17 protein-coding genes and 1 tRNA gene are annotated in these 26,023 nt (G+C 36.5%); 13 read left to right on the top strand and 5 right to left on the bottom strand.

Going from position 1 to position 26,023, the window contains the following annotated elements; translation table 11 throughout:
- Positions 1–72: 72 nt before the first annotated feature.
- The 6 genes from NMG88_RS09610 to NMG88_RS09585 all read left to right on the top strand — a co-directional run bounded on the left by NMG88_RS09610 (position 73) and on the right by NMG88_RS09585 (position 10,104).
- Positions 73–2,343 (top strand): AAA family ATPase, encoded by a 2,271-nt coding sequence (locus NMG88_RS09610; protein ID WP_254035367.1) that lies wholly within the window; start codon positions 73–75, stop codon positions 2,341–2,343.
- A gap of 6 nt (positions 2,344–2,349) precedes the next feature.
- Entirely contained in the window at positions 2,350–3,915 is a 1,566-nt protein-coding gene (locus tag NMG88_RS09605; RefSeq protein WP_235751840.1) for a DUF2357 domain-containing protein, read from the top strand.
- On the top strand, positions 3,905–5,473 hold the full coding sequence (locus NMG88_RS09600; protein ID WP_235751841.1) for a hypothetical protein: 1,569 nt from the start codon (positions 3,905–3,907) through the stop codon (positions 5,471–5,473). Before NMG88_RS09605 ends, NMG88_RS09600 begins: the two co-directional genes overlap by 11 nt.
- Positions 5,470–7,176 carry a phospholipase D family protein gene (locus tag NMG88_RS09595; RefSeq protein WP_235751842.1) on the top strand — a complete coding sequence of 569 codons (1,707 nt, stop codon included), beginning with the start codon at positions 5,470–5,472 and terminating at the stop codon, positions 7,174–7,176. The genes NMG88_RS09600 and NMG88_RS09595 overlap by 4 nt, the downstream gene beginning before the upstream one ends.
- Positions 7,173–9,530, top strand: coding sequence for a hypothetical protein (locus NMG88_RS09590; protein WP_235751843.1), 2,358 nt, complete (start codon positions 7,173–7,175; stop codon positions 9,528–9,530). The genes NMG88_RS09595 and NMG88_RS09590 overlap by 4 nt, the downstream gene beginning before the upstream one ends.
- 121 nt (positions 9,531–9,651) lie before the next feature.
- The gene (locus NMG88_RS09585; protein WP_235751844.1) at positions 9,652–10,104 is read left to right on the top strand and encodes a DUF29 domain-containing protein; all 453 of its coding nucleotides are present in this window, start codon (positions 9,652–9,654) and stop codon (positions 10,102–10,104) included.
- 5 nt (positions 10,105–10,109) lie between these two features.
- Here the strand turns inward: NMG88_RS09585 and NMG88_RS09580 are convergent, their stop codons facing one another.
- The 5 genes from NMG88_RS09580 to ppk1 all read right to left on the bottom strand — a co-directional run bounded on the left by NMG88_RS09580 (position 10,110) and on the right by ppk1 (position 17,557).
- A complete protein-coding gene (locus tag NMG88_RS09580) occupies positions 10,110–11,579 on the bottom strand; it encodes a DUF4335 domain-containing protein (protein WP_254035366.1) in 1,470 nt (489 codons plus the stop codon).
- Between the two features lie 24 nt (positions 11,580–11,603).
- Entirely contained in the window at positions 11,604–12,161 is a 558-nt protein-coding gene (locus NMG88_RS09575; RefSeq protein WP_042155637.1) for a DUF3038 domain-containing protein, read from the bottom strand.
- 195 nt (positions 12,162–12,356) lie between these two features.
- On the bottom strand, positions 12,357–14,780 hold the full coding sequence (locus tag NMG88_RS09570; RefSeq protein ID WP_254035365.1) for an endonuclease MutS2: 2,424 nt from the start codon (positions 14,778–14,780) through the stop codon (positions 12,357–12,359).
- 165 nt (positions 14,781–14,945) lie between these two features.
- On the bottom strand, positions 14,946–15,395 hold the full coding sequence (locus NMG88_RS09565; RefSeq protein WP_042155641.1) for an EVE domain-containing protein: 450 nt from the start codon (positions 15,393–15,395) through the stop codon (positions 14,946–14,948).
- Between the two features lie 5 nt (positions 15,396–15,400).
- On the bottom strand, positions 15,401–17,557 hold the full coding sequence (gene ppk1, locus NMG88_RS09560) for a polyphosphate kinase 1 (protein WP_042155642.1): 2,157 nt from the start codon (positions 17,555–17,557) through the stop codon (positions 15,401–15,403).
- A 322-nt stretch (positions 17,558–17,879) separates the two neighbouring features.
- Between ppk1 and NMG88_RS09555 the strand changes: the two genes are divergently transcribed.
- The 7 genes from NMG88_RS09555 (at position 17,880) to NMG88_RS09525 (ending at position 25,982) form a co-directional block, all read left to right on the top strand.
- The gene (locus NMG88_RS09555; protein ID WP_235751846.1) at positions 17,880–19,340 is read left to right on the top strand and encodes a slr1306 family protein; all 1,461 of its coding nucleotides are present in this window, start codon (positions 17,880–17,882) and stop codon (positions 19,338–19,340) included.
- 104 nt (positions 19,341–19,444) lie between these two features.
- A tRNA-Gly gene (locus NMG88_RS09550) sits at positions 19,445–19,515 on the top strand.
- Between the two features lie 527 nt (positions 19,516–20,042).
- On the top strand, positions 20,043–22,196 hold the full coding sequence (locus NMG88_RS09545) for a pentapeptide repeat-containing protein (protein ID WP_227351046.1): 2,154 nt from the start codon (positions 20,043–20,045) through the stop codon (positions 22,194–22,196).
- Positions 22,197–22,318: 122 nt separating this feature from the next.
- Positions 22,319–23,377, top strand: a complete 1,059-nt coding sequence (gene hemE, locus NMG88_RS09540) for a uroporphyrinogen decarboxylase (protein WP_227351047.1) — start codon at positions 22,319–22,321, stop codon at positions 23,375–23,377.
- Positions 23,378–23,615: 238 nt separating this feature from the next.
- Entirely contained in the window at positions 23,616–24,557 is a 942-nt protein-coding gene (locus NMG88_RS09535) for an NAD-dependent epimerase/dehydratase family protein (RefSeq protein ID WP_026786065.1), read from the top strand.
- 92 nt (positions 24,558–24,649) lie between these two features.
- Positions 24,650–25,285 carry a Uma2 family endonuclease gene (locus tag NMG88_RS09530; protein WP_042155649.1) on the top strand — a complete coding sequence of 212 codons (636 nt, stop codon included), beginning with the start codon at positions 24,650–24,652 and terminating at the stop codon, positions 25,283–25,285.
- Between the two features lie 61 nt (positions 25,286–25,346).
- The gene (locus tag NMG88_RS09525; protein WP_227358102.1) at positions 25,347–25,982 is read left to right on the top strand and encodes a Uma2 family endonuclease; all 636 of its coding nucleotides are present in this window, start codon (positions 25,347–25,349) and stop codon (positions 25,980–25,982) included.
- The last annotated feature ends 41 nt before the right edge of the window (positions 25,983–26,023 follow it).

Raw genomic sequence — 26,023 nt, 5'->3', positions numbered from 1 at the left:
CAAAATCCTAGGGATTTGCGTAATTGTTGCCTTTGCCAGCGATATAATAATTAAAATGTGAGTTAAATCAATATGCGAAAGGATTTTTGGGCGAATCTACCAAAGGACATCTTGCTGGTCGGTGTTCTGAGTGTGGGGATGGGGACAGCCGCATCGGTGGTTTTTCCTGGGGGTGGTCTCGGAACTCCATTGCTGGGAAGTACCGCCGGGGCGTTAATTGGGGCTGCGGTTTCTAGTAAACAGAAAGAACAAGAACATAAACGGAGTCTACAAGATTTTCAAGCCCAAAAAGACAAAGATTATCAACTCAGTCTACAAGACTTAAGCAAACGGAAAGATCAAGAGTGTCAATTTCGTTTACAAGCACTGGAAAAACAACTTGACACACAGCGAAACTGGCAAGAATATCAGACTAAATTGATTAGACTAAAAGATCAGGTAGAAAGTCTGGAAGAAAAACAAACAAACTTAGGGGAAGTTGAAGGGAAGTTAACGCAAAAACAATCGGAATTACAGGAAGTTCAGGAGAGATTAACCCGATTAAATCAAGAAAAACAAGATTTAGAAAATCGTGTTAATACCTTGCGTCAAAATCCTCCCAATTTATCAGAATTAGAACAATTAAATACTCAATTAGGTCAGTTAAGGGTAGAAAAAAGTCAACTAGAGGGTCAGATTACAGCCTTACAATCTCAGAATCAAAATTTACAAGAAGTTGAGAGATCGCTCCGTGAACTTCAAGCTAATTATATCGTAAAAAATGTTGAATTGCAACAATTAATTGCTGATATTGCCAAGAAACAAGAGGAAACAAAAAACCTGGAACAAAGAACCGTAGAATTAGAATTAATCAGAGCAACCTATGATAGTTTATCTCTGGAAAAACAACAGTCTCAAACCCGAATTAATCAACTTAGTCCTGAAATTGATCGTTTAGAAGCAGAGAAACAAAGAATTCTGCAAGCGATTCAAAATCATACATTAGATTATCAACAAATAGAAAGAGATAGACAAAGAATTAGAAATTTGACTTTTGAACTCCGAGAAAAAGAATCTCAAAAACGAGAACTTGAACAAATTGTACAGGAGTTAGAAGGACAGCAATCAGTTGTATTGGGAAAAATTGAAGCCCTCAAAGCCGAGAAAGAGGAACTTCAAGAAGAAATTAATCTGATGAAAAATCAGATAGACAGCATGGAAAATACGGCGGATTTTGCCTTGCGATCGCTAGAAGATCATCTATGGACACCGAATTCAAATTCAGAGTGGAATCCATCAGAAAACGCTTTTTTAGATGGGTTTATGCAGTATTTAGAAGCCAAAGGATTAGCATTTCCTCGGCGGGTTGTTTATGCGTTTCATACCTCTTTAAAAGTGCAAGATATTTCTGCTTTAGTGATTTTAGCTGGAATTAGTGGAACTGGAAAAAGTGAACTTCCCCAACGATATGCAGACTTTATTGGTGCACAACGGTTAACTTTAGCAGTTCAACCTCGATGGGATTCTCCTCAAGATTTGCAAGGGTTTTATAACTATGTGGAGAAGAAATTTAAACCGACTGATTTGATTCGAGGAATTTATCAATATAACCATGATCCAGACATGAGAAATCGGATTGTTTTGGTATTATTAGATGAAATGAACTTAGCCCGTGTAGAATATTATTTTAGTGATTTTCTATCGAAATTAGAAAGCCGTCGTTCTAGTCCTACTTTTTTAGAATTAGATGTGGGGAGTTTACAGATTTCTGAAGCAAAAAGAAAGTTAAAAATTCCTAAACAATTTTTATTTGTGGGAACTATGAATGAAGACGAAACTACTCAAACTTTATCGGATAAAGTGTTAGATAGGGCTAATGTTCTCACCTTTGGAAAACCCAAAACTTTACAATTACGCAAGGGGAGAACTACTGAAGATCCACGTTCTATGTATGTCAGTTATTCAAGATTTGAACAATGGTTCAAAACCCCTGATCAAAGTTCTGAGGTAGTCGAAAAAGTTAAAGATTATTTAGATAAGGCGAATAACATTATGGAAAGTATCGGACATCCTTTCGCCCATCGAGTGTATCAAGCAATTACTCAATATGTGATTAATTATCCTGGGGTTTCTGACTCAAATTCCGATGAATTTCGCTTTGCTTTAGTAGATCAATTTGCTCAAAAATTGTTACCAAAACTCAGAGGATTAATGATTGATGATTACCAGGAAGAATTAAATAAATTAGCCAGTTTAATTGAACAATTGGGCGATGTTTCCTTAATAGAAGCATTTAAAAAAGCAAAGAATTCGCGTTCTCGTCAGTTTGAATGGAAAGGATTAATTTATCCAGAGGAGGAGTAAACGCAAATGAAGTTATATTCTAGTATTTTTGCTTATTTGAATCAACAGGAAGTTAGGGTTGATCATCTTTTTGAAGCCAAAGATCGCCCCTATTTGGTATTAGAACCAGGTGATATTTTATCCCTCTGTCCTCTGTTAATTAACCAAACAAATCAGGTCTATGAAATCGGTTTTCCCTGGTTGAAGCCAACGGATTTACAACACAATAATGATCAACTTAATTATCAGTTGACTTTAGAAATCAACCTGCGTTTATCTGTTTTAAAAATTCGAGGTGAAGTGTTAGATTCTGCTACCATTGAAGATAACAAACAATTAAAAGAATGGAAAGAAAAATTAGACGATCGCTTAGATGATCAAGTTGCTAAACTATTACAAATTCTTACAGGACTATGTGAAAAGATTTTCGCTGAAAAAGTAGGAAAAAATAAACAAGTTAGAGTGCTTGAGTTACCCGAAAAGTTTCAACAATTCCAGACTTCTGATGCTATTAAACCTTTCATTATTGCTTTATTAAATAAGTATAATTTAGACAAGAATTTACAACTAATTGGCCCTAAACTTAGACAACAACTCAGACGAAAAGCCGAATTAATGCCCGTTGGCAATATTCAGGAAATGGATGCTTATTGTTTACGAGATTATACCCGTCGTCCGGGTTTAACCGCAGCAGAAAAAGCCGGATCTCGACAGGAATTAATGGGGATAAAACGCCACCAAGATTATAATACACCTGAAAATAAGTTTCTGGTTTATTTTGCCGGAAAAGTTCTCTACCGAGAATCAAATCTTTATAAAATGTATCCAGAATGTGAAAAATTTTATCAAACAATTAAACAGTTTATACAGCAACCAACTGTTAAACCGATTTTAAAAACTTTACACCGTTTTAAACCAGGGAAACCCAATTATGTGTTATTACAAAATCCCATCTATCATGGTTTTTATCAAGCCTATTTATATTATATTGCCAAACGGTCAGAAAAAGAGAAGTTATGGACATTCAGAAATCAACTATTAAAGGATGTGATTTATTTAGCATTTACCACAACATTTTTGCGATTTAAAGATTCTTATGTTGAACCTTTAAGCTATTTAACAGGTTTTCCCAGTCATAAACAGGGACAATATTTAAACCATGATCATCAAGTTTTTCCTGAAATTCGTGTATTTTTAAGAGATAAAGTCTATGTATTTCAGCTTCAAAAATGCAGAAATATTAAATTAGAAGATTACTTAATGACGGTGGAAATCCATGATTTAAATACATCAAATATAGAAGTTAAAAAGCTGCTATTTCCCATCTGGATATTCTGGTATCTTCCCTCAAACGAAACTTTGAAACAAGCTATTTCATATATTAACAAATTATCAGATATTGAATCAGGGATTATCTTGTATTTACATAAACCGCCTAATTCTGCATCAGAAAAAGGTAAAATTCAACGAATTACTAATCAAAAAATTTGGGTTTGTCAAATTCCTGACCCGATGTTAGATAATGGGTTTGAGCAAACGTTACAATTAATAAGTATTTTAATCAAAGATAAATTATTAAATTATGATCAATAAACAGCAATTTTGGCAAGGATTAAAAGCACAAATCAACGATTCTGGACGCAGCCCAGAATTGCGTTTAAGGTTGTTAGAACAGTTAGTTAAAACCCAAACTGAATTAACATTACCGACGCAATTAATTGTCGAAACAATCTGTAATTGTGCGGTTTATTTACAAGAGCGATCACAACTTAATTTTACCACAGTTTATCCCCTTTTACCGCTTTCTCCTCAACAAATCCAATCTTTAGAAATGGGATTATCTAATAGTCCGATTACGGTGATTTCTGGTTTACCCGCAACGGGAAAAACTCGAATAGCGTTGAATCTTGCGGATGCTGGGATTAAAGATGAAAAACGCATTTTAATTTTAAGTCATTATCCGAGTACATTAACCGTCTATCAAAAATTACCTGGATATCCTTATTTACTGTCGGAAAGATCGGGGAATCAATCAGCAATAATTGAACGTCTTCGGCGCGATCATTTAGCACAACCACAACTCAATTATTTACCGCTTTATTGTTTACCCGATACTGAATTAGAACAGTTGCGATCGCCTGCTAAACTAGAAAGATATTTACCCTTAATTACTAACCAATCTATCCCGCAACTCACCCAAACCCTCAGTTTAGAGTTTCCCAATTTAACTTTAACAAGATTAAAATGGTTAGCTTATCAATTGAAACGGCTAGAACCTTTATTAAGACAGCAACTTACTTTAGTTCAATCCTACCAAAATCTATCAAAAAATGCAATAGTAACTCTGGAGCAATATTTAAGTCAAAATCCCCTTAATCCTTGTTTAGCAACTGTTAAACAATTTCTGGGTGTTGATGGTCAAACCCTCTGGCAAAATTTCTATGATTTAATTATTATTGAAGATGCTCAAGAATTAACCTGGTTGGAATTAATCTTAATCTCAGGATTAACCAATAAATTAGTATTATTAGGTGATGGAAATACCGGGTTTATTCCTGCGTCTCGGAATCGGAACTTTTTCCAGCGTGTTCTCTATGGTTTTCCTTGGTTATTGCAATATTTACTTCCTGCTTATACCCTCCAACTTTCAGAACAATTTCGTTTACATCCTGAACTAGCAACTACAATTTATGATAGGTTTTCCTCGGAATGGATACAAACAAATTTTCAACAGATGAGTGATTATTTTCCCCAGTGGGAGTATCGGTTATGGTGGGAAGATATTCCTAATCAACAGGAAGAAGAAAAAATATTGGAATTTTTAAAAACTTTTGATTTAGAATTAATTCCAAAAATAGGAATATTAACCTTTTCGGAAACTCAGCGAGATCAGTTAATTGCTAATTGTCCGATTGAGTATACTTCTGTTATGATTAAAACTGTTACAGAATGGCAAGGAAAAGAAGCATCTATTGTCTTAATTTGTTGTAGTGGAAACCCTAAACTTATTTCTATAGAACATTGGAAAATTGCCTTAACCAGAGGACAAAGTTACTTAATTTTATGGGGAGACTATGAAAAATGGACTCATGCAATTTCCCTATTAAAACGAATGAGATTACCTAGAATTCGTCAAGGAGTATTATCATGAAAATCCATTATCAAATTCAGGGAACATTTTACCGTCAGTTGGGAGAAGGAAACCTTTTATCTGATGTATCTTTATGGCAATTATTACAAGAAATTCAAGCAGTTGCTACCCAAACTCATCGACGAACACAGCAGCTTTTACATCAATCTTTTGGGTTACAATTCATCCCTAATGCAGTCTTAACGGATTTATTAAAAATTGCTAATGGAGTCACTCAGGATGATGAACTTTATCAATCTTCTAGTTTAAAACTATTATTTCCTAGTGAGTCTAACTTTAAAAAAAGCGTTGCTAACCGTTATATTTATCAATTTATTAGTTCAGAAATTACCTTAGATTTGTTAGCAGATGATCCTCAACTTCCTCTATTTAATGGCAATGAAACTCAACAAGATGGGAGTTATACTGTGGTTTTAGATCAACCTTATTATTCAGGGTTATCATTAGAAATAGCCGCAAAAATATGGCGAGAAGCGGAAATTTTTTGGCAGAATTTACCCAATTATCAAAAAATTGATCGTTTCTTGAGAAACGTTGATACTCAAGAGGTAGTTTTTAGAATTAATGATCAATTAAGATTAGGGATAAATTGGCAAGAATTACGCTTCAGTTTAAAGGAAGCAATGATCAGTTTACGAGAAGGAAATACGGACATTTCTGATCAGTCAGAATTAACTCAACAATTGATTCAAGAATATCAAGAGCATTATAGGATTATTGTTAGTTATTTTCCTGAAAATCCGCATCTAAAACCTAATTTTTCTCCGATAAATCAATTTTTATTTCGTCGAAAAAATCGTGATCTATTTCAAAAAATAATTGCTAAAGCAGGTAAATTTTTACTAATTTCTAGCTATATTCTCGAAGATGAAGTATTAATTAATCAAATTTGTGAAAAATCAGCAACTCTGCCGCAAGGAATCTGGATCTTAACAGATTTGCGGGATGAAGTTGTGGATAGAATTGATCAACAAGTGACGATTTCTAAGTATTTACCTGAACATTTTAAACGTGCTGACGAACGCAAAAAAGATTGTCTACGTCAATTATTAGATGCTAAAGTTAAGATCAGAAGCGGTGCATTTCATTTAAAAACTTGCATTTCTGAACATCATGGTTACTTAGGATCAGTGAATTTGACAAGAGGCAGTTTAGATGTTAATTTAGAGTCAGGAATTATCTTTAAAAACAATGAAACTTACCAACAACTAATTAATATATTTCGTTATTTTTGGGAATGTTCTAGTCGAGATAATGTAATTCCTGTATTGGGTTTTGATGGTTTTGAATTGCGAACTGTCAAACGTTATCGTCAAGAATATTATCCGGTTTCTCCTACTTTACTAACTCCTGAGCAATATTATAATGATCTTTTAAAAGAGTTAAGTAATTTTGAAGGAAAAGTCATAATTGTTAGTCGGAGTTTTCAAGCAACTGCTGAATTAAGATCCCAATTACAGCGATTAAATACTATAATTTATATTGACCAAGAAATGGGATTTTTAGATTCCACTATTACGATTAAAGAAGTGAAAAATCTACACGCAAAAATCACACTATTAGGAAATAAAACTGCTTATATTGGTGGAATCAACTTTAATTTTTCTCGGAAACATCAAAGAAGTTATGATTTAATGTATAAAACTACAGATTCTCAAGAAATTAATCAAATTATTAACGCATTAGGAGGTTCAAGATCATGACTCGACTCTTTAATTTAGAATCCTATATTAAATTATGTCAATATGCTTATCAATTTGATCAAAATCCTGATGATTTCATTCATTCTCAGGGAAACTTACCCAGAAGATATAAACAAGAATTAATTACAAAATATGGAATAATTCCCTATCGAGTTGAACCCGTTATTTCCAATCATCGTAGTCAACAGTTAGAAATTAAAACTAATAAAAATAATTTTCTGGGTGAGGAGTTAACCCAAACCGAAATACAACGGTTATTTATTATTAGAGATACAATTGATTTATTAACTTTAAGTACCAGTCAATTTTTAAATTATCAAGAAACTTATTTATATCAAAGTGCTTATTATTATTGGAATTATTATCAACAACTGAAACATCTAAATCATGATAAACTGTTAATATTTATAGATTTAGATTGTTTTGAATGCGATCGCCTAATTCCTATTCAACCAGATAAGAATGGAATTCCTATTCTTAATACAAGAGAACCGTTATTCATTCAAACGCATTTTAATAGTGTTGAAAGCTACAATCAAATTTGTAGAGATATTGCTATCAAAATTTTAACTAACTTTTTCCCAAATAGTAATTTAGACGAAAGTGCGATCGCCCATCTACAAAAATATTTACAAAAAATTGCAATATTTGAACAAATCCCCTCAGAATCAAATACAGAATCAATTTCTATTATTGTTGAAATTATGTATTCTGATCAAATTTATTATAAGCAAGTCCAGTTAAAGCTAGAAGATATTGAAAATATTGTTAATAGTAGAGTTAATTTTTCCGACTTAGAAAAAATAGTAGATCCTAATTATCACTGGGTTTTAATTTCTCAATATAATCGGTTTCCGATTATTAAACAGCGACTTCCGCAATTTTTATGTGTAAGTTCTGATCATCAAACTTTTCCTAGAGAGTGGGAGGAAAAGAAACAAAACTCTAATTTTCCCTTATTTGGAATTTATTTAGATACCATTGAATTTGAAATTGGAACAAAAGATGAACAGGGAAATCTGATCACTCAATGGATTCAATTATCCGATCAAACCATTTCCTACGAAGGTTCACCACGAACATTAAGAGGAACTATCCCCGAAACTAATCAAAATGAATTCTTAATTCGTAAAAATCTTGTTAAACTTCCAATTAAAGTCAATGGGGAAAAATTCTTAAAAAAAGGAATTCCACAAAATTATGAAATCTTGATTGAGAACTTCCCAGAAACAACACCAGATCGAGAAGATGTGGAAATCAAAATAAAAATAGAATTTATTCTCAAACTCAATGCACCTCCAGAATTAAAAGTTAGCGATGTTAACGAAACTTATAGAATTACATCAAAACTTGTAGATAGAGTTGAGGAATCCTTTGGTTATATTCCTTATCAACAGATTGTTAACAATCGGGTGGATCAATCAGACAAGCATATACAATACTTAAAAAACCCAGGACATCAAAAAAAGTACAAAGAATACTTGGAAGAAGTTAAAGCAGAACTTGGCAAAATATCTATTCCTATAGAATCAAAATCTAGCCAGGAAAAAATATTAGATAATCTCTTGAACTCCATTAATAAAAAACTTCCTAAACCTAATAATATTGATATTTTTCAAAATATTCAAACAGATAGCTCAGAACCAGAAGTTATTGAATTAAAGCAAATATTTGAAAATTCTGATTTTATTAAGCTACCTGATTTAATGATAAAATCCTATCCAAATTCTATTAATTTAGTAAAAAAAATGCTTCGATTTGTCGGTAAAATTTATAGATTTTCTGAACCTTTTAACCTAGAACCAGCTTTTGATTATTTCAAAGATAAGCTGACTACCAAACGAAAAAAACAAGTTATCAGACAAGGTAGCAGCGCATATTTTGAAAGTCTGGCTAGAACTGCTTTCAGTACCTCTCAGCAAAAACTCTACTTTGATTTATTTGAGGAGGAGTATAAGTTGACAAAGAATCAATACCTATGGGGATATGCAAGAATTTTATTGTGGTATTATAACTTTCAATCAAAGGCGGAAAATTTCAACTATAAAAATCATTTTTTGTTAATAACCAAGTATCTCCTGAGTAAACCCGCTAACCAATTTACTGAACAATATAAACAAAATGCCTTTTTAGCTTTATCTTATTTGCTAACATTTCGAGAAATTGATCCAGATTTTTTCAAAGAATATTCTCAAGAAAAACAACAAGCAATACAAGTAATTAAACACTTTGAAGATGAAAAAGTAATGTTAAACCAAGTGAGTCAAGAAAAATCTTTAAATCAACTATTTGCTGAACTAATTGAAGGAAAAGCGTCTCAATCCGATATTGACGGAATGATCCAAGCAAGTTAAGTTGTAATTAATAGAAATATAATTTGGGGGTTAGGAGGGGTCAGAGTAATTGATAAATTCAGGGGCGATCGCCTTTCAACTGCGTTAAAATTAAATCCCGATCAAAATGTAGGTTATAATTATGACCAAAACTTCGTTAAAAACACTTTATGATATTGATTTTGCACTCTGGATTGCAGATACGGTTAATCAGTTAAAATCTCGAAATATTGAAAATTTAGATTGGGACAATTTAATTGAGGAGATCGAATCTTTGGGTAAGCGGGATAAACGGGAATTAGAAAGTCGATTAACGACATTATTTGAACACGCTTTGAAACGGTGTTATGTTCCGTTACCCGATTGTTATCGAGGTTGGGAAGTAACGATTTCTCGAACGCAACAGGATATAAAAAAACAGCTAAGGGATTCTCCGAGTTTGAGAAATTATCTACAAGAAATTTATCTCAATTGTTATCAGGAAGCTTTGGGAAATATGCAAATTGAATATGATGCAGAGTTTTCTGATATTTGTCCTTTTCCCCAGGATGTAGACATTTTATTAACGGGGAAATTTTGGGAAACACCGCTATAAAAACCCTAATTTAAGGATTCTAAAAACGCTTGAACACTACCATCCGGCTGTAAAACTAAACGAATTTTAGGGGTTTTTCCTGACTCCAAAGGAGACACAAAGGGTTTCCCAATTTCTGGAAAATCTAATTGTTTTTGTCGATTAACCGCAGGTTGACCAACAGGGGTAATAGTTTGCAAAGAACCATCGGAATTGAGTTTTAAACTATATTGTAAGGTGCGTTTTAAGTTTTTAGGAGGATACCAAATATTTTGAAAATAGTTTCTGACTTCACTGACTTGAGGAATTTGATCAAATAGGGTGGTATCCTGTTGACGAGTGGCGGCAATTGTGGGGGGACGTTTATTCAGTTGAGCCAAATAATTCTGTTTATCTGGGTCGGGATTTTCTGGCGAAGAATTTGAGGAATTTTCCGCAGAAGGTACGTTTAAAATAACCGGAGGAGCCGCATTTTTTAAGGTGGGTAATTCAATAGTTTGGGGTGCAAAAATTACGGGCGGAGATGGGGGCAGCGCTTGGGTTGGAGCCACGGCTAGGCGGGGTGGGGGCGGGGGTACGGTGGCCGTTAAGGGCGGCGGTGCGGGGGGTACAGACCCATCTGTCACCGGAGAGTCCTGGGGAATAATAACGAACCCATCGGGTGCGGGTTGCAGGTCGGGTATGGTTTGGGGGGTTGTCGGGTTCGGAAACAGAGGGGCGGGAATGGGCAGGGGGGCGGTATTGACGGGGGGTAAATTGGGAACGACTTTAATCTGAATCGGGGGTGCAGACGGGACGGGAAGCGGTGCTAACTTGGGTGGAGGGGGTAAGGGAACCAGATTTGGGGGCGGAATTTTAACGGTTTGTGCGGGTTGGGTAGCGGTTTGATTTTGGGGTTGTCGATAGAGATTTATTAGTTTAATTGTCCCGGTTAAACAGCCAATAGAAATAATAATAAATAAAATTGTTTTTAACCATTCGGGGGTGGTTTTTTCTAGGGATTTTAGATTGGATAAATTTTCGGATTCTGTTATATATTCTTCTAAAGCAGCCGAGAGGTCAAATAGTTGTAAAACGCTGAGATGAATAAATAAGTTAGTAGAGTTTTTAGATAAGTTTCCTAGGAATAAATCATGGTATAATAAGCCATCGGGTTTAATTTTAATTTCTAAGTTGGTTTCGTCAAAAATAACAAATGATGGGGTGTTTTCAGTGGAAGATTTTAGGGAAAGTGTTGCGGGTTCATGGGTTGATATTTGGGCAAAATTAAGCAGATTTTGAATATAATTTTTGATGACTTGAGAGAGAGTTTCTAGTTGATTGCGATCGCCTTCAATGGTAATATGATCGGCATCGGGTAAACGAGGATCATCAAAGCAGAGTTTAAATTTAAACTGTTTTAAAATAGGTTGTTGTTTCGGGCGAGAGATAAAAGGACGTTTCGCCTGGACTTCTAAGGTACAAGTTGGGGGAGTATAGCGTCGAATAATCATCATAATAAGTTGACCGTTAATGATAGATTAGAATGGAGAATCAATTAATGTTAACCATAATTGTTGATGGCTATTGGGTTTACTATAAAATAATAAGTCAATTAGTAATTTAATCGCTAGGGTGTCAAGGTCTAGGGGGGTTTGAGGATGTCGGGTCATCCACTGTTGATAACTTTCATTAAATGTATCCAAATATTCCCGCAGCAAGGTGACTTGACGAAAATCGGTTTTTTGCTGTGCCATTTGTTCAACTAAACCCAGGGCTCGACGAATTAAAATTTGATCCTGTTGAGCAATATAACAAATAATTGGCACTAGCGATCGCATTTCTTCAAGGGATAAGGGATTTTCTTCTGATTTTTTTTGCAATAATTCAATTCGGTCGGGAACATTAGGCTCTAATTTTAGCAGATTTCCGACTTGTAAAATTGTTTCTAAGGGAATACCAATTAAAGCTTCAATTGCCAGTAATAATACCTGAAGTTGAACCGTGATTTTTCCCCTTTGTTCGGGTTTGGGTTCCGGTTCTAAATCATATCTATTTGTATTGGATTTTTGATCATTAATAGAATTTGAATGCAGCATTTTCAAGACCACTTATTATATCCGAGATCAGATTCCCCTAAATCCCCCTTAAAAAGTGGGACTTTGAGCTAATTCCTTGCATTAAAAAGGAGGAGTTTAATCTAATTCCTTGCATTAAAAAGGAGGAGTTTAATCTAATTCTCCCCTTACCAAGGGGGGTTAGGGGTCATGGGAATCAAAAAGGGAAGTTTCCTATTAATTCCTTAAATAAGCAATTGTAACACCAATTCCGCCATCATTAGGCGGTGCTAATTCAAATCGTTCGACTAAAGGATGGTTTGTCAAAAATTCATGAACTCCTTTTCTAAGTTGTCCTGTTCCCTTACCATGAATAATCCAAATTGCTCCAAAATCATGAATTTGACCTAACATTCGATCTAGTTCACTTTCTGCTTCTGAAGTGCGTTTTCCTCTGAGATCAATGGTATTATTAGAAGTTCTAACAATCGGTCTTTCGGGTTTGGTTTCTTTTGCGGGAATGGGTTCTTTTTTATGTTCTTTAGCTTTAGGAATAACAGGTTTTAAACCATCTAAGGATTCAATTTCTCCTAAACTAACGGTCATTTTCATCATCCCAAATCGGACGGTAATTTGACCTTCTGGAGTGGGTTCACTTAAGACTTCTGCGGTTTGACCAAAACGGGGTATTCTAATCCGATCTCCCACCTTGGGTTTAAATTCTGGGGGTAGTTTTGGGGTAGTTTTTTTAGAGGGTAAATACTGCCCGGCAATTTGGTTTAAAGCTTCCGTTGCTTGGCTGGTATCTTGACCCGTTGGTGTCCCCTGTTGTAAGCGATGAATTACTTTGGCAATTTCAGATTTAGCTTGAATTAATGTTTCTTGAATTGCCTTTTCTTGAATTTGTTTTAACTCCCGTTCTCGTTCTTTTAAATTTGCTGATTTTTGAGCTAATTCCTGATGCAAACGTTCCGTATCTTTTAATAATTGACCTGCGGCTTGAGCTTTGGTTTCCTGTTGACGACGTTGTGCTTCTAACCCGGCAATTACTTGATTAACTTCCTCGGAAGTTTCCCCCACATAACCCGTCGCTTTTTCTATGATTTCTGGGTTTAATCCTAACCGTTTGGCGATAGTTAAGGCATTAGAACGCCCTGGAATGCCCCATAATAATCTATAGGTGGGTTGTAAGGATTGTTCGTTAAATTCAACGGAGGCATTTTCAAATCTTTCATCTTCATATTTTAAGGATTTTAGTTCTCCAAAGTGAGTAGTTGCTATAGTTAATAAAGCATGATCGGCCAAATATTGTAATAAGGCGATCGCTAAGGCACTTCCTTCGGTGGGATCGGTTCCTGCGCCCACTTCATCTAGTAAAATTAAACTAGAAAAACGGTTTTCGGTTTGAGGATTAATCGCTTCTAAGATTCGGCTAATTCTGCGAATATGACCCGAGAAAGTCGAGAGGTTTTGTTCAATGGATTGTTCATCTCCAATATCAGCTAAAACCTGATCAAACCAAGGTATTTCAACGGGTTCTCTAGCGGGAATAAATAACCCGACTTTTGCCATTAATGCCGCTAATCCAATAGTTTTTAAAGTAACGGTTTTGCCTCCGGTATTCGGCCCGGTAATCGCTACAACTCTAATCTTAGGATTAACTATAACATCAATAGGAACAACGGGAAATCCCTGTTCATGTTGTTGTTGCCAAACTAATAAAGGATGGCGGAGTTGTCTTAAATTGATGGAATTTAAGGTTGAATCTTCTGATGATTCTAAATCAATAAAACGGGGAGGATTGGCTTCTAACCACAGACTATAACGAGCTTTAGCAACAGCTAAATCAAGAGTAGTTACAATCATTAATAATCGTTCTAAATCCGGTTTAACTGCCCCAATTTGTTCACTTAATTCCTGTAAAATAATATCTTCTTCAGCTTTTTCTAGCCGTTGAATTTGTCGGAGTTGATTATTGAGATCAATTGTTGATTTCGGTTCAATGTATAAGGTCGCTCCCGTTGTTGAGCTATCATGAACAATCCCAGGAATTACATCTTTTTGAGATGCTTTAACTGGAATTACAAAGCGATCACTTCTTTGAGTAATTAATTGTTCTTGAACGGCGTTAGATTTGCGTTGAATAATATGTTGCAAAATCTCATAAACCCGATCTCTAATACTTCGTAATTGTCCTCTAATTCCCCCTAATTTAACACTAGCTCGATCTGCAACATCTCCCCGTTCATCAATACAGTGATAAATTTCCTGCTCTAGTTCGGGATAGGTTCTTAATTCTGAGACAAATTCTGTTATAATAGGAATATCGGAATGGTTATTAATAATTCGCCGTAATTGTCTCGCTCCGGCTAAGGTTGTGGCAATCGCTAATAGTTCATTTCCTGATAACATTCCATGGCGTTCTACCCGTTCTAAATAAACACTAATGTCTTCAATTCCTTCAAATTTTAAACCATTTTGTCGCAGTTCTAATTTGTAAGTTTCTTGAGTTTGTGCTAATAATTGCAAAGTTTCTGCGGGAGTTGTCGGAATGTGTAAATGCTGCGCCGCCACAGCAGCCAGTTTTGTCGCCGTAAAGGTGGATAAATGACGACATAACCGTTGCCATTCCAGTAGTTCTAAGGTTTCTGTTTGAATCAATGCCTCAAGATTTAAAAGTGTAATGTTTAAATACTACATCATTGTAACCGTTTTTGGTATTTTCCGCAATCCTCAAATAATCAGTTATCAGATTTAATAGGATTACGCCGATTAACACAGATTAAAATCCGTGAAATCCGTGAAATCCTCTTAAATCCGTGATCATTATTTCAACTTTAAAATTCTCTCAGCAATGGATGGTAAAACAGGCATTACTGATAAGCGATTTCCCCGTTTGACAACGCCAAATTCCTCGGAATTAAAGGTTTGTTTCAGACTCTCCAAACTAATAATAGCAGAAAATTGTTCCAAAAATTCCACTTTTACCGTATACCATCGGGGAGAATTTGGCGTTGCTTGAGGATCAAAATAGGGACTATTAACATCAAATTGGGTCGGGTCAATTTGGTTATTTTCAATAATTTTAGCTAATCCCACAATCCCCGGAGGTTTAGTATTAGAATGATAAAAAAACGCTAAATCTCCGACTTGCATTTGTTGGAGGAAATTTCGAGCTTGATAATTTCTCACTCCGTCCCAAATCGAAGTCCTATCACGTTTTAAATCCTCAATACTATACACATCCGGCTCAGATTTAATTAACCAATAATTCATGTTTTTTAACTCTTTAAAGCATTTTCCATGAAGATATCATGGGCGATTAATTCTGGGGTATTTTCTGGCGGATGACGTTGAATATATTGACCATCGGGCTGTAAATCCCAAGCTTTGCGATTATCCGATAACATAATCCCTAAAATTTCTTCTAACTCCTTAGCAATATCAGGATCTTTAATCGGAGTTACCGCTTCAACCCGACGATTTAAGTTGCGAGACATCCAATCTGCTGAACCAATATAAACCTCCTCCTGTCCACCATTATAAAAATAGAAAATCCGAGAATGTTCTAAGAATCTTCCGATAATACTAATCACCTTAATATTATCACTAATTCCCTCTAAACCCGGACGCAAACTACAGGTTCCCCGGATAATTAAATCAATCCCAACTCCCGCTTGAGATGCCTCATATAATCTGGCAATAATTTCCGGGTCAACTAAGGAATTAAGTTTAACCACAATGCGCCCGGTTTTCCCTTGATTTGCCTGTTCGATTTCCCGACGAATTAACTCTAAAAATCGTTTTCGCATATTCACCGGAGCAACTAAGAGTTTACGATAGGACTGTTGACGAGAATATCCGGTTAAGAAATTGAATAAATCTGTTAAATCTGCTCCTAAATCTGGACAGGCACTTAATAATCCTAAATCCGTATATAATTTAGCAGTTTTATGATTATAATTTCCCGTGCCAATATGAACATAACGGCGAATTTTATCCTGTTCCTGACGCACGACCATGACAATTTTTGTATGGGTTTTTAAACCCACTAAACCATAAACAACATGAACCCCAGTTTGTTCTAGTTTTTTTGCCCATTGAATATTATTTTCTTCATCAAATCGAGCTTTAAGTTCTACTAAAACTGCCACCTGTTTGCCATTTTCCGCCGCATCAATTAAAGAAGTAACAATCGGAGAATCCCCGGAAGTGCGGTATAATGTCATTTTAATTGCTAAGACATTGGGATCATGGGCTGCTTGATTAATAAACTGTTGAACTGTTGCAGAAAATGAATGGTATGGGTGATGAACTAAGACATCTTTTTGTCGTAAAATCGCAAAAATATCTTTTTCATCTGTTTCTGGATTAGACGCAATAATATCTTCACTCTCTTTCATCCAACGGGGTAAAACAGCAGTCCAAGGTTTATCTTTTAATTCGGGTAAGGGTAAACTGATAAAAAACATTAAATCCCGTAAACCCATCAACCCATCTACGGTATAAATATCTTCAGATTCTAACTCTAATTCATCTACCAATAAATCGCGTAAATAGTCCGGGATTGAACTATTAATTTCCAGACGCACCACAGACCCACCGACTCGACGTTTGCGTAATTCTTGTTCAATTGCTAATAATAAATCATCCGCCTCATCTTCTTGCACGGCTAAATCAGCATCGCGGGTAATCCTAAAAATATAATAATCTTGAATATCCATTCCTGGGAATAGGGATTCTAAATTATGGGCAATTACTTGACCAATAGGAATACCAACCCAAGGGGAAAATTCTCCATTTTCTTGGACTCGTAATTCCTTGGGTAAGGAAATAAATCGAGGTAAAGAACTCGGTACTTTCACCCTAGCAAATAATTCTTCTTTGGTTTCAGGATTTTTGAGAACCACGGCTAAATTTAAACTCAGATTAGATAAATAGGGAAAGGGATGGCTACGGTCAATGGCTAAGGGGGTTAAAACTGGAAAAATTCCTTCATCAAAATAATGTTTTAAATAATTTCTTTGTTCTTGATTTAGATCAATATAACTTAATAAATGAATCCCATTTTGAGCTAATTCGGGTCTAATTTGTTGTTCAAAATATTGGTGCTGTTCCGTAACCATTGGTAACAATCGTTCATGGATAGCATTTAGTTGCTCTTGTGGAGTCCGACCATCGGCGGTAACTTTATTGACTTGGGCTTCAATTTGTCTCTTAATTCCAGCTACTCGCACCATAAAAAATTCGTCTAAATTAGAACTAAAAATAGCTATGAATTTTAACCTTTCTAACAGAGGATTTTGAGGATCTAAGGCTTCTGCTAAGACCCGACGGTTAAATTCTAACCAACTAAGTTCCCGACTCAAATAATATTGGGGATCTTGAAGATTAATGTCTTTAGTAATTTTTGGCTCTGTTTTTTTAGCTTTGGACATAATTTGAGGCTAGGTAGGTGGATGTAAGTTATACTCGATCTCTATTGTAATTCTAAATGGTTAAAATTGGAAAAAATTTAGTCAATATTGAGAAATTGGGGTAAAATTAAGGTTAACGAATGTTTAAACAGCTTTTTATTAATTATTGATTCAGATAAATTGGTTTTGAAAAAAATACTTAATATAGTAAGTTTAAATTAATCAAGATCCTGAATGCTAACAAGCCGATCAGTGGCGGTGATTTTGAGCTAAAATTACACAAATTGCCCTAGTCGAAGTACCATAGAAATTAGGGTTAATTGATGCGTTGGCGGAGGACAAAATGGCAGTTAAATTGGAACGCCCAATTTTAATTGGGGGGGTCGGACTTTCTTTCGGTCTATGGTTGTTGGAAAGTGTTCAGCATTCAGCTTCTGAACTCGGACAAATAGTGCTATTTGGTTTAGCCTTCAGTAGTGCTGGACTGTGGTGGTTTAAGCAACAAAGGACAGAATCCCTGGAATTGTCGCCGCCTCCAGAACCTTTAAATCAGGATAAAGTAGAAAAGGCGATCGCCCAAACTCAAAGTCTGATTGATCGTTTAGCCACAGAATCCCCAACTCAGAATAGCCGTTTAGAGGCTCTAAAACAGCAAGGGGAGCAACTCAACGGCCAACTACAACGCACAGCCCTGCGGGTAGCAATTGCGGGTCACAAAGGTACAGGGAAAACCGCCTTATTACAAAGGTTAGAGTCTGACGGGCTATCCCAACAACCTCAGATATTAAGTTTAACGGAAATTTCCACCCCAGAACTCGATTCTGCCCTCCCCAATTTAATCACGGCGGATGTGGTTTTATTTGTCACCGCCGGAGATTTAACCGACCCCGAATTTAAAACTGTATCTGAATTGGTGGCTAATAACCATTATTTAATTTTAGCTTGGAATAAGCAAGATCAATATTTAATTGGAGATCAACCTGTGATTTTGCAGCAGTTAAAAACCACATTAACGGGGGTATTATCCCCGGATGATATTGTGGCGATCGCAGCTTCTCCCAATCCGGTCAAAGTCCGTCAACATCAAGATGATGGTACAATTCAAGAATGGTTAGAACCCCAATTACCTATCCTTGATTCTGTAGTCAACCGTCTTAATACTATTTTAACTCAAGAACAGCAAAAGTTAGTATTAGCAACAACCTATCGGGAAGCCTTAGAATTGCAACGGCAAGCGAAAGAAATTTTCAATCAATTACGTCGAGAACAGGCTTTACCTCTGATTGAAAAATATCAATGGATTGCGGCGGCAGCAACGGTAGCCAATCCAGTTCCGGCTTTAGATATGTTAGCAACGGCGGCCGTTAATGCCCAATTGGTGATGGATTTAGGGGCAATTTATCAACAGAAATTTTCCCTAAAACAAGGTCAAGACGTTGCCACAACTATTAGCACCCAGATGTTGAAATTGGGGTTTGTGGAAATCTCTACCCAAACCTTAACCTCGTTATTAAAAACAAATACGGTAACATTTATGGCGGGAAGTTTGGTACAGGGGGTGAGTGCGGCCTATTTAACCCGAATTGCCGGGTTGAGTTTAATTGAATATTTTCAAGCCCAGTCCATACTGTTAGAAGCCACCGACAATCCGAGTTTGAATTGGGATAGTCTCAAGAAAACCCTACAAACCGTATTCCAGCAGAATCAACAGGCCAATTTGTTACAGTCCTTTGCTAAACAAGCCATAAACTATCTATCGGTGCAGTTCAAACCCAAGCAAACCGTTGAATCCTCTGCGTCTTAGCTGATGTCCCGGTGGTGTAAACCCAGTCCTCAAAAAAAACTTTGAGAACTGGGGGTTTACATTTCTGAGGTTTATGCTATAGTTGGAAATTGTGACAGCAAAACGCGGGTGTAGTTTAGTGGTAAAACTATAGCCTTCCAAGCTATTAATGCGGGTTCGATTCCCGCCACCCGCTTCTTCAAATACTACACATAGACAATAGTTAGAACTCCTGCATTACATACGGTGTAGGGTTTTTACTTAATGTGTAATCCCCTCTTTTTTGAGCAAAGTGCAGTAGTATTTTGCCTGTGTAGAGATATAGCAGTCGCCACATCTATTAGGACATTCTTGAAGGCTAAAAGCTGCTCACAGTAAGTATTTACCTATAGCGAGATTGCCTATTCCCTATTGCCTCTTGCTATAAGTACCTAAACAAAATTAATTACACATCCTCCACCCTGTTCCCTCCCCCCCTAGCCCCACACGGGGGGTTTGGGGGGGCTGTTGTTCCGGTGTTCCCTCCCCCCCTAGCCCCACACGGGGGGTTTGGGGGGGCTGTTGTTCCGGTGTTCCCTCTCTCAACTAGGTAATTTATTTTGTGCAACTACTTAATACAGGAGACAGGGGGAAAGACCTATATTTAGTTATAAACTCTAACAAAGCATTTTGATTTTTTTCCGTTTTTTCCATCCTAACGACCTACCTGGAATTTTTTGAACTATGGCAAACCCTACTGTAGATAGAGAAACAGATCAATCTCAATCTCCTTCATCCTGGCATAATGTCTCCTCGAAGCCATTGCCCTTTTGGGTGCGTCGATGGGGGGCGTTTGTGGCGGAAGTATCCTTAGTGGCGGCGAGTGGGTTAATTCCTTTTACCCTGGGCTCTGTCTTTAACCGCAGTCCCCAACCGGTTCCTCTCAATCCGGTGGTGCGAGTCACTTCGGAAACCGTTGCGGCTACGTTGGGAATTCCTGTACGCGATCGCAGTCCGAAAGTCGCCCCATTAACCAATCTATTTTGGTCAGGTGCGCTACTTCTGCCCCTAGTGGTGGGAGGATGGCAATTTTATTTGTTAGCTAAACGGGGTCAAACCTTACCCAAACTTTGGTTTGGAGTTCAGGTCGTGAGTCCTAATGGTTCAGCCCCGGGATGGGGACGGGCATTTCGTCGAGAATTAATTGGTCGTTGGGGTATCCCCCTGGGCATTGCCTACGGTCTTTGGCAAGTGACGGGAGCCTATCCTAATTTATTAATTTTAGGGGTTTTATCTAGTGCGACTTTCCTCGGAGATGCTCTGATTGCGAAACGATTTCAAGGTCGGACGGGACATGATTTATTAGCAGGAACTTTGGTACAGGACGTTCCTAGAATCTTGGTGTTTAACCCCTTTACAAATTACGATTGGGTGAATGAAGATAATGCGGTTCATAGCCTAGTTATCAGTACGGAAACACCAAAACTGGAGTTTAATTTATGGGCATGGATGCGTCAACATCCTGGTTTAACTTTAGTTATTGTTAGTAGTGCTAGTCTGGTGGCGGTATTAGGAACTTTTGTTGGTACTCAAATTTATATTCAAAACCAAGCTAACCGTCGGGAATTTCAACAACAAGATAATCAGGTTTTTCTAGCTTTAGTTAATAAATTATCCCCCAATGCTGCCACGGATGTTACCCAAAAACGTGGGGCAATTTTAGCGTTAGGGGCGATTAAAGATCCCCGGGCAATTCCCCTATTAGTGGACGTATTAGCTCAGGAAGAAAACCCTGTCTTAATTGATGTAACTCAACAAGCCTTGGTGAGTACCGGGCCTGAAGCCTTACCCCATTTAAGACGATTAAATCAAGCCCTAAAAAATGATTTAGATTCGATGAAGTTTGGGGCAGAAAACAAAGAAAAACAGTTGGCAGGGCGAAGACTACAAGCAACTCAAAGAGCGATCTCTAAAATTCTAAAAGTTTATGGGGGATTTATCCATAATACTGATTTAAGTCGGATTGATTTAGGCCAAAATTTAACCCCGCCGATGCAATTTACCTTGGTTTTAGAACAAACGGATTTATCAGGAATTAGCTTTAAAAACACGAACCTCAATCAAGCTAATTTAAAAAATAGTCGCTTCGCCAGTCCAGGGAATGATGGACGATTAGAAACCTTCGATGATTGGATTTCTGATTTAAGTGGCGCGGATTTAACCGAGGCTGATTTAACCGGAGCTTTCTTGAGTAATACCCTATTAAAATATACTAATTTTTTAAAGGCAAATCTGAATAAAGCCAATTTATCTAAAGCCGATTTAACCGGAGCTAATTTCAGCAACGCTCAATTATTAGGTTCCAATTTACAACAAGCTAACCTCACCGATGCTAAATTCACCGGGGCGGAATTAGCCAGTGCTGATTTGTCTAACGCTAATTTAAAAAAGGCTCGTTTTACTGAAGCTAAAGCCCCAGGTGCAAATTTTCAAGGAGGAGATTTAAGACAAACTAACTTTAAAAATGCCGATGTTTCTGCGGTAAATTTCTCAGGAATAAATGCACAAGGGACAGATTTTAGCTCCGCTAAACTTACGGGTTCAAATTTTAAAAATTCCCGATTGCAAGATGCTAATTTCAAAAGTGCTAATTTAAGTTTAGTTAATTTCCAAGGAGCAAAATTAGACGGGGCAAATTTTAAAGGGGCAATCTTTGTAGCTTCTGAACAAAATAAAGCTGATCAATTTATTGCTAAATCCGATGAAACGGTTCAATCCATCCGTCTGAAAAAGGTGGATTTTAGTAATTCCCTTAATTTGGATTCTAACCAAATTCAATATATCTGCTCTCAAGGCGGTATTCACCCCAACTGTCCCTCCGCAAAAGGCAAAAAATAGGACAAGGTGATTATAGGGAAGGGGAGAGACGAGGGTGAACGGTCAAACCTCAACAGTCAACCCCCTTCAGTGGTAAGCTAAGGATTGGCCTAAAAACTTTTTTAAACTTTAGTAACGTTAAAATGACCGAATCGACCCAAGTTCCTTATTTGTTGCGTGCTACTCGTGGTGAAAAACTAGATCGTCCCCCCGTATGGATGATGCGCCAGGCGGGTCGCTATATGAAAGCCTATCGTGATCTGCGAGAAAAATATCCTTCCTTCCGTGACCGATCTGAAAAAACGGATATTGCTGTTGAGATTTCCCTCCAACCTTTCCGGGCTTTTCAACCAGATGGGGTGATTTTGTTTTCTGATATTCTAACGCCTTTACCTGGAATTGGGATTGATTTTGATATTATCGAAAGCAAAGGGCCGATTATTAATCCTCCCATTCGTAGTTTAGAACAAATTGAAAAACTGCATCCAATTGAACCGGAAGAAAAACTTCCTTTTATTCGAGAAATTCTGCAAACTTTACGTCGGGAAGTAGGAAATCAAGCCACTGTATTAGGGTTTGTGGGTGCTCCTTGGACGTTGGCGGCCTATGCGGTTGAAGGTAAGAGTTCTAAGGATTATACGATTATTAAAAAAATGGCATTTTCTGAGCCTTTAATTCTGCATAAATTCTTAGAAAAAATTGCCGATGCGATCGCTGTTTATGTCCGTTATCAAATTGATTCCGGGGCCCAAGTAATTCAAATGTTTGATTCTTGGGCGGGTCAATTAAGTCCCCAAGATTATGATGTTTTTGCCCTTCCCTATCAAAAACGGGTGGTTGATCAAGTTAGACAAACCCACCCTGATACGCCTTTAATTCTTTATATTAGTGGCGGTTCGGGATTATTAGAACGGATGGCTAAAACTGGGTTTGATTTTATTAGTGTAGACTGGATGGTTGATATGGCTGATGCACGTCAACGTCTGGGTCAAAATATTGGGGTTCAGGGTAATCTTGATCCCTGTATTTTATTCGGGTCTAAAGAAAATATCCGGGATCGGATTTTAGATACCATTAGAAAAGCTGGAAATCAAGGTCATATCCTCAATTTAGGGCATGGTGTTCTCCAAAATACTCCAGAAGAAAACGTTGCCTATTTCTTTGAAACGGCAAAACAAGCGGATCAATTATTAAAAGGTTAATCCTTAATTCTGTTGTTGCGCCGTTGTTGCGCTTAAGCGCATCTAGGGTTGGGTTTCCCCACCCTAGAAATCCCATATTGGAAGTTTTTGGTATTGTTGATTTTCTGAAAAAAAACACAAAGACACGAAGACACAAAGAGGATATATTCAAGATTTATAGAGGTTGTAGGGGAGAGTTCAAATCAATCTTGAATACCCCCACCAACAAATTAACTAAACCCGCCTAATTATTAATAATATGAAAAAACGAATTTTTGTTACTGGTGCGAGTGGTTGTATTGGTCATTATCTTGTCGAAAAACTAATTCAAAATACCGAAGATGAATTATTTCTACTCGTCAGAAATCCCGAAAAATTAGGATTTGATTATCAGAGTCGTCCGGGTATTCATATTATTCAGGGGGATTTAAGAGAAATTGATCAATTCAAAGATTTATTACCTACAATTAATACGGTGATTTTAATTGCTACCGCTTGGGGAGGATATCAAGAGGTTTTAGAGGTTAATGTTAAGGCAAATTTGGAGTTAGTGAAATTATTAAATCCTCAAATTTGCGAACAAATTTTATATTTTTCAACTGCTAGTATTTTAGATAGAAATAATAATTTATTACCGGAAGCGGGAGAAATTGGCACGGATTATATTAGAACTAAATATGAATGTTTACAGGAATTATTAAAAATAGCTCCTAATTTACCGCATTTAAGGGTATTATTTCCGACTTTAGTTTTAGGAGGAGAACCCAATAAACCCTATTCCCATTTGTCTGGGGGTATTTCTGATGTGGTGAAATGGATGAATTTAATTCGTTGGTTTCAAGCAGATTCGAGTTTTCATTTTATTCATTCTGCCGATATTGCTCAAGTGGTGTATTATTTGGTTAATCATCCTCCAATTTCTCAAGAAACGGAACAATTTGTTTTAGGAAATCCGGCAATTACTTTAAATCAATTGGTAGAAACAGCTTGTGAATATTACCATAAACGGATTTATTTTAGGTTTAATTTATCTCCGGGTTTGGCTAACTTTTTTATCTGGTTATTTAGAATCCAAATGGCAGATTGGGATCGTTTTTGCTTAGATTATCGCCATTTTAATTATCAAAATCCTATCCATCCTGGGGTTTATGATTTACCAGCCCATTGTTCAACTTTTACGGATGTTTTAAAATTAAGTTAGGATAGGAATTAGGGGGTTAATTTTTTTAATGAGAAGTTTTAGGATGCGCTGAAGCGCAACAACGGGTTTTTGATATAAGAGGAGAACTAATTATGTTGGCGAGTAAACTAGAAACTTTACTTAATCCTGATGAAAACCTACCAGGTTCAGAAGTTCGTTATATCACGGATAAGGTGAGTTGGGAATATTATGAAACCCTATTAACTCAATTAGGGGATAGTTTGGAATTTCGCTTAACCTATTTGGATGGAATTTTAGAAATTATGTCACCAAGTCGCAACCATGAAAGGATTAAAACCCAAATTGGAACCCTTTTAGAAATCTATTTTTTGGAAACAGATACGGAATATTATCCCACAGGTTCGATGACGTTGCGAAACCCAGAACAACGTGGGGGAACCGAACCCGATGAAAGTTATTGTATTGGAAGTAATCAGGAAATTCCTGATTTAGCAATTGAAGTTGTAATTACCAGTGGGGGAATTAATCGTTTAGAAGTTTATCAAAGATTGGGAGTCCGTGAGGTTTGGTTTTGGCAAAATAATCGGTTTTTAGTTTATCATTTTCGGTCTGAAAATGTCGAACAATTTCAGCAAACATCAGGCTATGAATTAATCAATAATAGTGAAATTCTCCCCGATATCAATTTAACAATATTAGCAGAATATGTACAACATCCTAATCCTTTAGTTGCCGCCAAATCATTTCGTCAAACCTTAAATCAATAATTATAGAGCTTCGCGCAACAACGGGTTTTTGATTTAATTTTTTTAAATAGGAGAAATAACTATGTTAGCTAGTCAACTGGAAATTTTACTTAATCCTGACGAAAACCTGCAAGGTTCAGAAGTTCGTTATATCACGGATAAGGTGAGTTGGGAATATTATGAAACCCTATTAACTCAATTAGGGGATAGTTTGGAATTTCGCTTAACCTATTTGGATGGAATTTTAGAAGTTATGTCACCAAGTCGCAACCATGAAAGGATTAAAACTCTAATTGGAGATTTATTACTGATTTATTTTTTGGAAACGGATACGGAATATTATCCCACAGGTTCGATGACATTGCGAAACCCAGAACAACGTGGGGGAACCGAACCCGATGAAAGTTATTGTATTGGAAGTAATCAGGAAATTCCTGATTTAGCAATTGAAGTTGTAATTACCAGTGGGGGAATTAATCGTTTAGAAGTTTATCAAAGATTGGGAGTCCGTGAGGTTTGGTTTTGGCAAAATAATCGGTTTTTAGTTTATCATTTTCGGTCTGAAAATGTCGAACAATTTCAGCAAACATCAGGCTATGAATTAATCAATAATAGTGAAATTCTCCCCGATATCAATTTAACAATATTGGCAGAATATGTACAACATCCTAATCCTTTAGTTGCCGCCAAATCATTTCGCCAAACCTTAAATCAGTAATTATAGCGCTTCGCGCAACAACGGGTTTTTAATAGGATTTT

The organism is Planktothrix agardhii, from assembly GCF_904830935.1.
Taxonomy (GTDB): Bacteria; Cyanobacteriota; Cyanobacteriia; order Cyanobacteriales; family Microcoleaceae; genus Planktothrix; species Planktothrix agardhii.
Note: the sequence above shows the minus strand (reverse complement) of the source record. Positions and strands in the feature narration are given on the sequence as shown.